The sequence below is a fragment of the Serratia sp. HNCC26DJ206 genome (assembly GCF_057180605.1).
This window is the reverse complement of sequence record NZ_JBXUGP010000127.1, coordinates 1-716: the sequence shown is the minus strand read 5'-3', so window position 1 is coordinate 716 and position 716 is coordinate 1. Positions and strand designations below refer to the sequence as shown.

Below are 716 nucleotides of genomic sequence, written 5' to 3'. Positions count from 1 at the left end.
CCTGCCGGGCACACATACACTTCCCGTGCCTCATCATACCTGAAGTGCTTTTTCTGGAAGTCATTCTGACATTTGTGTGGTCTGCGATAGCCGGGAACCAACGCGAGACCCATTTCCTGTGTCAGATGGCACACCGCAGCGGTGAAGTAACCCGCGTCCACGCCCACCGCCACCGGCTCCAGACCGAAGCGCTCGACCTGCCGCTCAAGCCGTCCGATAAAGGGCTGGCTGTCGTGCACATTGCCCGGTGTCACATGCGTATCCAGGATGATGCCGTGCTTCCCGTCCACCGTGCGGTGGTCCAGATAGAAGAAGCCCTTCGGTTTGTTATCCCGGTGCATGAAGCCGCTTTCCGGGTCGGTGGTGCTGACTTTGGTGTTCTTAACGGCGACGCTTTCTGGCATCTTTTTTACGACGGGCAGCGGCTTTTTTTCGTGCTTCTTCCTGTCGGCCTCCACGGCAGCATCAAGCTGCTCCAGATATTCACTGACGCCCACCGGACGTTCTTCATTCACTGCCTTGCGAGGGTTGGCGTCAGCTTTCAGGTGGGTACTGTCGGTGTAAAGAACACGCCCGTTGGCCATGCCGCGGCTGAGAGCCTGTTCCACGATGTGGTCAAAAATCTGCTGGAAGACATCGCTGTGGTTGAAGCGGCGGAGGCGGTTCTGGCTCAGGGTCGAGGCGTCAGGGACTTTTTCGGTGAGGGCCATGCGCAG

General features: G+C 58.4%; 1 protein-coding gene. It reads right to left on the bottom strand.

The features are described from left to right. The coding region (locus AC2A1E_RS24245; protein ID WP_484385882.1) for a transposase at nt 1–716 on the bottom strand (716 nt) is incomplete at both ends.